Origin of the sequence: Xenorhabdus sp. NBAII XenSa04 (assembly GCF_963866145.1) — a bacterium.
Classification (GTDB): Bacteria; Pseudomonadota; Gammaproteobacteria; order Enterobacterales; family Enterobacteriaceae; genus Xenorhabdus; species Xenorhabdus indica.
The window spans coordinates 1-11,186 of the sequence record NZ_CAWMEB010000093.1 but is presented as its reverse complement, the minus strand read 5'-3'; the positions used below and the strand labels follow the sequence as shown (position 1 = coordinate 11,186).

General features: G+C 44.7%; 3 protein-coding genes. 2 read left to right on the top strand and 1 reads right to left on the bottom strand.

Annotated elements, in window-relative coordinates:
* The coding region (locus tag AAC147_RS05555) for a condensation domain-containing protein (protein WP_047685844.1) at positions 1-967 on the top strand (967 nt) is incomplete at its 5' end.
* A 74-nt stretch (positions 968-1,041) separates the two neighbouring features.
* On the opposite strand, the gene AAC147_RS05550 is transcribed toward AAC147_RS05555, so the two are convergent.
* Entirely contained in the window at positions 1,042-2,268 is a 1,227-nt protein-coding gene (locus AAC147_RS05550) for an MFS transporter (protein WP_187649570.1), read from the bottom strand.
* Between the two features lie 483 nt (positions 2,269-2,751).
* Here AAC147_RS05550 and AAC147_RS05545 point away from each other — a divergent pair.
* On the top strand, positions 2,752-11,186 hold an 8,435-nt coding region (locus AAC147_RS05545), incomplete at its 3' end, for a non-ribosomal peptide synthetase (protein ID WP_156115436.1).

Sequence of the window (11,186 nt, the reverse complement as noted above, 5' to 3'; positions counted from 1 at the left end):
GGCGGATGACGACTATCAGTTTTTGCTGACACAGCACCATATTATTTCCGATGGCTGGTCAGTGAAAGAAGTGCTGATAGCTGAACTGAACACGCTCTATACGGCTTTTCTGGCCGGGCAACCGGATCCTTTACCCGCGCTGGCGATCCAGTACCCTGATTATGCAGCCTGGCAGCGGCAGTGGTTTTCCGCTGAACGTATGCAGGCACAAGCTGACTATTGGCGCACGGCGTTGGCTGATGCACCGGCTCTGCTGAATCTGCCGACAGACCGGCCACGACCATCTGAGCAGTCGTTTGTCGGGCAGGTTTTACCCATCAATTTGGATGTGGAATTAATAGCCGCCCTGAAACGCCTGAGTGCGCAGCACAATGTCACGTTATTTATGACATTATTGTCTGCCTGGACGGTGGTCTTATCGCGTTTGTCTGGTCAGGAGGATATTATTGTTGGCACTCCCAGTTCTGGCCGCAGTCGTCAGGAAGTGGAGCCATTAATTGGCTTCTTCGTGAATATACTGGCGTTGCGCACGAGGGTTTCGGATGATCTGACGGTGGCGGAGTTGCTGGCACAAGTGCGGCAAACCACATTAGCGGCACAGGCGCATCAGGATTTGCCGTTTGAGCAGGTGATGGAAAGTGTTCTGCCGCCACGCGGGCCAGACCATACACCGTTGTGCCAGGTGATGTTTGCCTGGCAGGATTATGAAGATCCCCACTGGACACTGCCGGGGCTGACAGTGTCATCGGTTATTCATGATTTACATATTATCCACTGTGATCTCGAAATAGAGTTTTTTGAGGAGAATGGCATGATTGCCGGAGCGATAAATTATGCCACAGCTCTGTTTGATCAATCGACCATAGAGCGGCACATTGACCATTTTCTTATTGTGCTGCAAGCCATGGTAAATGACTCTCAAAAACGGATTGGGGAAATGGATATTTTGAGAACGGCAAAGCAATAGTATTAATTTAACCTGACGATAAAAATCCGGTATAAACCATTGATACCGGATTTTTTAGATGCCTCTTTAAGATGTCATTTTTTAACTTTATTTTGTTGAATTGAAAAAAGCCAGCATGTTATTCCAGCTATTAATGAAGCAATGATGATCAAACTCCAAGTACTCACATATCCATATGATTGAATATAAGCACCGATTAAAATATAGGTAGGCATAAGAAGAATGTGTCTGATTGTTGTCAATATCCCGCTTATACGCCCACGATGGCTGCTTGGAGAGTGATTAGCCAAATATACACCTTCTTTGGTTAAAAGTAGAATTTCTCCAATAGCAAGGAAAAACCACGCTATAAACTGCATACTGACTGAACTATAAAATAGTATCAAACTATATCCTAGTGCAAAAATAAAACCGGAGATGGAAAGACTTTTAATGTCGCATAAATTTGACGTTAACCTGATTATTACCGGTGTAATAACAACCACTAAAATGCTTACAAATGTCATTAATTGTCCGTATAAAATCGGACCTTGCTTGTCAAATAAATGGCTTAAGTAGAGGGGAGTGGTTATTGTCATTTGATTTAAGGCAAACCAAAGAAAAGTACACAAGACACCGAAAATAAGTAATCTGGGTCGCTCCTTAAACACCTTCCATACTGAACCGTCAGTCGCTTTTTCAAGTTCTGAAAGTGCTATTTCACTGGTTTTATGATCGCGAATATGATTGCTTACACCGAATAAAACGATGAGAACAGCGATTAAGCTCGCAATCCCATTTCCCCAAAAAACCCAGGCTGTAAAGTTCCAAAAAAGGTAGCCAGCCAATATAGGTCCAATGCCGGAGCCTAAGCTGTATGCAAGGTAACTTAATGACATAACAGCACTGCGATTATTTGGAGACGATATATCTGCAACAAGTGCATTACTGGCAGGAATAGACAGGCCATAAAAGGAATAGCTTAAAAAAAGTAAAACAGGGAGCATCACAGGCCAGTCTGAAAAAAAACCGCTAACAATTAGAACCAATGAACCGGCCATTTCTCCATATACCATCACTCTTTTATGCCCGAAAGAATCAGCTATTTTACCGCCAATAAGACTACCTATAAGGAAAAGCGCAGTTATTCCCATAGCTAACCCGCCGGCTATTGTTGTTGAGTACCCAAGTTTTTGTGTTAGCAAAAGAATAATGAATGGTATAATAAAATTTCCAAGACCAAGAACAAATTTTGCTAATGCAATAAAATATATATCTTTAGGTAATCCTCGGTACATCAATAATGGCGTAAAAAGCTTCATGGGTATTTACATTTCCCTACTGTTTGAAAAATTGCTTTATTGGAAAAGGAAGGGCTCAACGTTAAGAATTTTATGCGAAAAGGTAATGATAACATACATGTTAAATGTATCATGCTAAATATCATATGATTTCAGTTCAGGAAAACAAACAAAAATATCAACAAGTATAATGAATTTCGTGATGATGATTGATTATATGACATCTCAATATCTAAAATTAAAAAATATTCACTAACAATAAACTAACCATCTAGTGTTAATAGTGTAATATAATTGTTTTTGTGTTTATTAAAATATATCTATTGTGAATTTAAAGTTAAGACTATTAATAATGAAATAATGATAGAAACCTCAAATAAATCAATATCAAACATGTGATAAAGTTAAAGTGGTCGCAAGAAAAAACGAGTTAATGATTGCTTCGGTTTTTAAATATTCAGTATTTGGTGTTCTTTTTGATATGATTAACATGAGGAATTATAAATGAAAAATGATAAGGTGATGACTTCGGCAAGCGGACGTGATAGAAAATATTTATCGGTATCAAAAAAACACATGCGGCCAGATCATTATGTTCCTGCAAACCACCATGTATCAGTATATTATAAACTAAGTGGTATTTTAAATGTTGAACTATTGCACCAGGCCTTAAATATTTTATTGATTCGGCATGATGCATTATTATCAACATTAGTTGAAGATGATCATGAATCAGTGATTAATACTCTGAGCAAAAATATTGAAAGCCTTTTTCTAATTTCTGATATTCGCACCTCTGATGACAAAGAAAATAAGGTTGCTCAGATTATTGATAACACACTTAACACGTCTTTTAATCTTGCGAAGGGACCCTTGTTAAGGGTATTGTTAGTATTATTGAAAGATGATGAATATATCTTTTTGTTAAATCTCCATCCTATTATTGTTGATAACTTATCTGTTAAAATTTTAATTAATGAATTATGTGTCATTTATAATGACCTGCTGAATCATCGAACGCTTTCTTTACCTCTTATTGCTCAACACGAAGCTAATGAAATTAGCTGGACTGAAGAACAGATATCAATACAACGTGAATATTGGCAGCAACAACTTGCTGATGCCCCTCCTTTACTCACCTTACCGACAATATCTCCCAGACTTAATCAGTTATCCTCAAAAGGAGATACCTGTTCGTTTACGCTCGATAAAGAATTCACGAATCAGCTTAAACAAATTAGCCAAGAACACGGAATAACACTATTAGAGACAATCATGACGGCTTGGGCGATTGTGCTTCATCGCCTTTCAGGGCAGGACAGTATCATTATAGGGACCTCCTTTACGAATAGAAATATAACAGGAACAGAAAAAACGGTGAGGCCCTTAGCCAATATTTTACCAATCCGGATTGATATTGATGATGATGCCACCGTTGCAGAACTGTTTTCACAGGTAAATCATACTGTTATTGATGCGCAAAATAATCAGGATATTCCGTTTAAGCACCTTATTGAAATCATCAATCCGGGATCTCATGTCGCTGATTCACCTATTTTTCAGGCTATCATGACCTGGCCAGATTTTTATGATGGAGAGTTTGAACTGGAGGGAATCAAAACGTCACCCATGGGTTACAGATCTAATTGCATAAAATCAGATATTGAGCTGTTTATATTCCACCGAGATGATGAGCTTGTTGGGGGAATAACCTATGCTACGACATTGTTTGAAAAACAAGCTATAGAACGCCAGATAAATTACTGTCTTACTGTGTTACACACTATTACAAACAATGTGACTCAGCGCCTTAAAGATCTCGATATTCTGTCAGCAACTGAGAAAGAACTATTATTAAATCAATGGAATGACACCGCGGGTTATTACCCCGCCGAATATTGTATTCATGAATTACTTGAGCAACAGGCGACGAAAACGCCAAATGCACCTGCATTGGTATTTAATGATCGTATTCTGAGTTACGCTGAATTGAATCAACAGGCTAATCGCTTAGCCCATCGGTTGATTGTTGAAGGGGTAGTGCCGGATAGTTGCGTAGCTATCTGTGTTGACCGAACACCCCTGATGGTTATTGGTTTGCTGGCAATACTCAAAGCGGGCGGGGCTTATGTGCCGCTTGATCCCAGTTATCCATCAGCACGTCTTCATTATATTCTTGATGATGCCGCTCCTGTTTTACTATTACATGACGATATCGGTGCAGATAAGTTGTATGACATCTCTGCGACAAAAAAACAGTTGGATATTGGTACTGTTCTGTCGGAGAACGTTGAATTCTCGGCAGAGAATCCCTGTGTTATGGGACTCAGTTCACGTAATCTGGCCTATGTTATCTATACCTCAGGCTCGACCGGCAACCCGAAAGGTGTGCAGAATGAGCATCGTAGTGTGATAAATCGGTTGTATTGGATACAGCAAACTTATCAACTCACCCCTGACGACGTGGTTTTGCAAAAAACCACGTTTAGCTTTGATGTTTCTGTTTGGGAGCTGTTTTGTAGCTTCATGAGTGGCGCCAAAATGGTATTGGCTACCACAGCACAACAGAAAAACCTTTCTCAGTTGATTGAATTAATCAATCAGGAGAAGGTAACCACTCTGCATTTTGTGCCTTCGGTGTTGACCGCATTCTTAAAAGAACCGGATGTGGCCCGTTGTTTAACGCTAAAACACCTGTTTTGCAGCGGCGAAGCGTTACATCCTATTACAGTGAAGCAGTGCCAGACATTGATGCCTTGGGTCAGGATATACAATTTATATGGCCCGACTGAAGCCGCAATTGATGTGACATACTGGCATTGTCCCGATCATTTTGAGGATCAGGTAGTGCCGATAGGTAAGCCCATTACCAATTCCCGTATTTATTTATTAGATAACCAACAACGGCCGGTCCCTTTGGGGGCGATTGGTGAATTATATATTGGTGGTATCGGTGTTGCCCGCGGTTATCTGAATCGACCAGAGCTAACAGCAGAACGGTTTTTAACAGATCCTTTTTATTCAAAACCGGATGCCCGCATGTACCGTACCGGCGATTTAGCCCGTTATGATAATGACGGCAATATTGAATATCTTGGGCGTAATGACCATCAGGTCAAAATTCGTGGTTTCCGTATTGAGTTAGGTGAAATTGAAACTTGCCTTGAAACCCATCCGGCGGTGCAGCAAGCGATTGTTATTGCTCATGCAGGGAATGGGGAAGATAAACGGCTGGTGGCTTATATCGTCTTGGTGCAAGGTGATGAATCTGATCAGATTACGGCAGAATTACGTCAATATCTGTTGTCTGTACTACCCGAATATATGGTGCCGGCTGCGTTTATGGTGATGACACATTTCCCACTGACGCCTAATGGTAAACTTAACCGAAAGGCACTGCCGGCACCAGATGCCACCGCTTATCAGCGTCAGTATTATCAGCCCCCCCAAAGCGAAACAGAAAACCTGTTGGCAGCGATGTGGAGCCAGTTACTGGGTATCAATAAAATCAGTCGATTTGATAATTTCTTCGCATTAGGTGGTCATTCGTTGTCAATAGTACAACTAATGGGATTGTTGCGGGAGAAAGGCTATACCGCACAAGCCGGAGCGCTGTTTTCCAGTCCGGTACTGGCAGAACAGGCCGCTTTGCTGACAAAAGTGGATGATACCTTTGCTATTCCGCCAAACCTGATAAGCCATGAATGTGAACGGATCACGCCGGAAATGTTACCGTTGATTGATATAGAACAGGCAGACATTGATAGGCTGGTCAGTCAGGTGCCGGGGGGAATCGCTAATATTCAAGATATTTATACCCTGTCACCATTACAGGATGGCATTTTATTCCACCATCTGTTGAGGGAAAAAGGCGACCCGTATCTGTTAACCAACCGGATAATTTTTGATAGTCGATCGTTGTTGGATCGCTATCTGGCCGCAGCTCAAAAAGTGGTTGATCGTCATGATATCTTGCGCACCGCTTTTGTTTGGCAAGGGTTATCAAGCCCGGCTCAGGTGGTTTGGCGTCAGGCGCTTTTGTCCGTGACTGAGCTGAAATTAGATCCTGCTGATGGGGCCGTCCATGACCAGCTTATTCAACGTTTTGATCCGCTTCATTATCGTCTTGACTTGGGGCAAGCACCGCTGCTGCGTTTTGTGGTCGCCCAGGAAGCTGATGGCCGTTGGGTAGCATTACAATTGCTGCATCATCTGGTTGGTGATCATGTAACGATGGAAGTGATGAACCATGAAGTTCAGGTCTGTTTTGCTGAGCAGGAAGATAGCCTGCCTGCTCCGACGCCTTTCCGCAATCTGGTTGCCCAAGCCCGATTGGGTGCCAGCCAGACAGAGCACACCCGTTTCTTTACCGATATGTTGGCGGAGGTGGAGGAACCAACGTTGTCATTTGGGGTAACGGAAGTACACAGTGATGGCTCTCAAGTGATGGAATATCACCAGATGCTGGCGGCCGCATTGAATGATCGTTTGCGTACTCAGGCCAGACGGTTGGGAGTGAGTTTGGCTGCCTTGTGCCACCTTGCCTGGGCGCAAGTGTTATCGCGTACCAGCGGGCAGGAAAAAGTGGTATTCGGTACCGTGTTGTTTGGACGTATGCAGACGGGGGAAGGAGCGGGCAACGGGATGGGATTATTTATCAATACCTTGCCGCTGCGTTTAGATATCAATGAGACTCCGGTACGGGATAGTGTCCGGGTAGTACATACCCGACTGGCCGGATTGCTGGCACACGAACATGCTTCACTGGCATTGGCTCAGCGTTGCAGCGGAGTTGCCAGTGGCTTGCCGTTATTCAATACCTTGTTGAACTATCGGTATAACTTACTGCCGGAAGGTTCGGATGAAATCTTGGATGGCGTTGAATTCCTGGGTGAACAGGAACGTACTAACTATCCGTTTGCCCTGTCGGTGGAAGAGTTTGGAGACGCATTGGGTCTGACCGCTCATGTCGAGCAGCCGTTTGACCCGGCAAGGATATGCAGCTATATGCAGCAGGCACTGGAAAGTTTGGTGGAGGCACTTGAACAGGCCCCGGAAACACCAGTACGGGCATTAGAAATCCTGCCTGAAACTGAACGCACGTTGTTGTTGAAAACCTGGAACGCCACGGAGACAGCGTATCCCGATTCGTTGTGTATTCATCAATTATTTGAACAACAAGTAGAGAAGACCCCGGATGCAACAGCGTTGGTATATGAAGAACAGACGCTCAGCTATGCGGAATTGAATGCCCGTGCTAACCGACTAGCCCATCAACTGATTGCATTAGGTGTTGTACCAGAGCAGCGAGTAGTCCTTTGTGTCACACGATCACTGGCTATGGTGGTGGGATTGCTGGCGGTGCTGAAAGCGGGTGGGGCATATGTACCACTGGATCCTGCCTATCCAAGTGAACGTTTAGCGCATATCTTAAGTGATGCGGCCCCGTTAGTGGTATTGGTTGATCAGGCGGGGCAGATAGCGCTGGGTGAAAAAGCGTTTACCGGACTGACTGTAATTGATCCGAATTCATTGCCAGATCAATCGGACAGTAACCCACAAATACAGACATTGACTTTACGGCATCTGGCTTATGTCATTTACACCTCCGGGTCTACTGGTACGCCGAAAGGCGTGATGGTTGAGCATGGCTCTGTATTGAACTTACACGGAACACTGACACAACGTATTTTTGCAAAATTATCTGTATCCCGGATTGGCCTGAACGCCAGTATTTCATTTGATGCAGCAGTGAAAAACTTATTGAGTCTGTTGAATGGCTATACGTTGGTCATTGTGCCACAAGATGTACGAGCCAATAGTACGGCCTTTTTGCAATTTCTAACCACGGCTAATCTTGATGTAATAGATTGCACACCGATGCAATTAGAAATGTTGCTGGCTGCGGGGTTAGACCGACATAACAAACCCCTGGTGCTATGGGTTGGCGGTGAAGCCATATCTCCTCCAACCTGGCACGCTGTTGCGAATATCCCATTCTTGACAGCCTATAATGTCTATGGTCCAACCGAATGTACAGTGGATGCAACATTGGCAATTATAGAACCTGCGCACCCTTGCCCGACGATTGGTCGCCCCCTTGCCAATATTCGGCTTTATTTACTGGATAACTTTGGTCATCCGGTGCCATTAGGCGCGGTGGGAGAATTGTATATTGGTGGTGCGGCTGTAGCCAGGGGTTATTTGAACCAGCCAGCACTGACGGCAGAACGTTTTTTATCTGACCCGTTCAGCGATAGCCCCAATACGCGGATGTATCGAACAGGGGATTTGGTGCGTTACTTACCGGATGGAAATCTGGAATTCCTGGGCCGCAATGATTATCAAATCAAAATCCGGGGCTTTAGGGTAGAACCTGGAGATATTGAGACACGATTAACTGAGCATCCGGCTGTGAGTGAGGCGGTGGTGCTGGCATTGGGAGAAGGGCAGGAGCAACGTTTAGTTGCCTATGTTGTGGCTGAGCCTGATGACGGATTGGCTAAGCGTCTGCGTGATTACGTCAGTGCTCTTTTGCCTGAGTATATGGTGCCGGCGGCCTTTGTCCGTTTAGAGTCACTGCCGTTAACACCAAATGGCAAGCTGGATCGTCGCGCATTGCCGGCTCCAGATGATAAGGCTTTTGCCCGTCAGATCTATGAAGCGCCACAAGGAGAAATGGAAATTGCTCTGGCCGTTATCTGGCAAGAATTGTTGAAAGTTAAGCAGGTGGGGCGACATGATAATTTCTTTGCCTTAGGGGGGCATTCGCTGCTGGCAGTACGGATGATGAGCCGGATAGTGGCCTTGGGTGTTGAATTACCGTTGACCACATTATTTAAGTCCCCGACTTTGGCTGCTTTTACTGAGGAGATAAAGGGGCGATTAGGGGATCAGAAAGTCAGACTCCCCTCTATCCTACCGGTCTCTCGTGGAGATCAATTACCGTTATCATTTGCTCAACAGCGTCTATGGTTTTTAGCCCAGTTTGAGGGGATCAGTGAAATCTACCATATCCCGATAGCTCTGCGTTTGCATGGTCAGCTTGATATTGATGCCTGGCGGCAGGCACTTGATGCTCTGTTTGCCCGCCATGAGGCTTTGCGTTCGGTCTTTATCACGATTGATGGTCAACCTCAGGTTAAATTGTTACCGACAGAATCAGGCTTGCCGATGAAAAGACATGATCTGCGTAAAGTTGCTGATATGCATGAACAGCTTGAGCATTTATGTGTACAAGAAACAGAAGCATCATTTGATCTTACCGAGGGACCCTTAATCCGCGCTAATCTGATACAACTGACTGACAACGATTACGTCTTTTTGCTGATTCAACACCATATCGTGTCAGATGGCTGGTCTGTTGGGGTACAGATGCGTGAGTTAAGTGCCCTCTATGCCGCTTTTCTGACAGGGCAACCCAATCCCTTGCCACCATTGGCGATTCAATATCCTGATTATGTGGCATGGCAGCGCCAGTGGTTATCGGCAGAACGGATACAAATTCAGTCCGATTATTGGAAGATGAAGCTGGCCGATACGCCCATCTTGCTGGATTTACCGACTGACCGAACCCGCCCACCTGAACAATCGTTTTCCGGGAATGCTGTCTCTATCAATCTGGGTACAGAATTAACGATATCTCTCAAACGTCTGGGTGAGCAACACGGTGTCACACTATTTATGATTCTGTTATCAGCCTGGGCCACGGTTTTGTCACGTTTGTCGGGTCAGGATGATGTTGTGATAGGCACCCCAAGTGCAGGCAGAAATCGTCAGGAAACAGAATCGTTAATCGGGTTTTTTGTTAACACGCTGGCCTTACGTATCGATTTATCGGGGGCGCCAGATGTAACCGAATTGCTTATGCGTGTCCGGCAAACTGCACTGACAGCACAGGAACATCAGGACCTGCCGTTTGAACAAGTGGTGGAAATCGTGCAACCACCGCGCAGATTAGCCCATACGCCGCTGTTTCAGGTGATGTTTGCCTGGCAAAATTTTACCGGGCAAAGCTTTACCGGACAAAGCTTTACCGGACAAAGTATTACTGGGCAAAACATTACCGGGAAAAACAATGAGCCTCAGGATTGGGAATTGCCGGGACTGGCCGTCACTCCAATGGATCAGGTTGTTAATAAAGTTAAATTTGATCTCGAACTGAGCTTGTTTGAGGAGAATGAGCAGATAGTTGGAGCACTGCATTATGCTACGGTTCTGTTTGATCAGCCAACCATCGAGCGGCATATCGGGTACTTACATACAGTATTGCAAGCCATGGTGGCTGATCATCAACAACGGGTCACGGAAATCAATATCCTGTCGTCGGTGGAGCGCAGGTTATTGCTGGAAACGTGGAATACAACTGAAACCCCATATCCTGACACATTGTATATTCATCAGTTAGTTGAACAACAGGCAGAAAAAACCCCGGATGCAACAGCACTCGTGTATGAAGAGCAAAAATTCAGTTATGCGGAACTGAATGCCAGGGCTAATCAGTTAGCACATCAATTGATCACGCTAGGCATAACTCCTGATCAACGGGTAGCGGTTTGCGTAACACGTTCACCAGCGATGGTAATAGGGCTGTTGGCCGTGTTAAAAGCGGGCGGAGCCTATGTATTTCTGGATACTGATTATCCAAGTGAACGCCTGGCGCATATTCTGACGGAAGCAGAGCCTGTTATCCTGCTGGTGGATAAGGCCGGGCGCCTCGCCTTAGGTGAGAAAGCCATTGCTGATTTAACGGTACTCGATCCTAATGCGTTGCCAGACCAGCCGAATTCACAGGTATTCAATCCACAGATACTTGCCCTGACTCCACAGCATCTGGCATATGTGATTTATACCTCCGGTTCTACCGGTACGCCAAAAGGCGTGATGATTGAACATCAGCAACTGGTGCATCAAATTGCCGCACTGAGCAGGAAATGGTC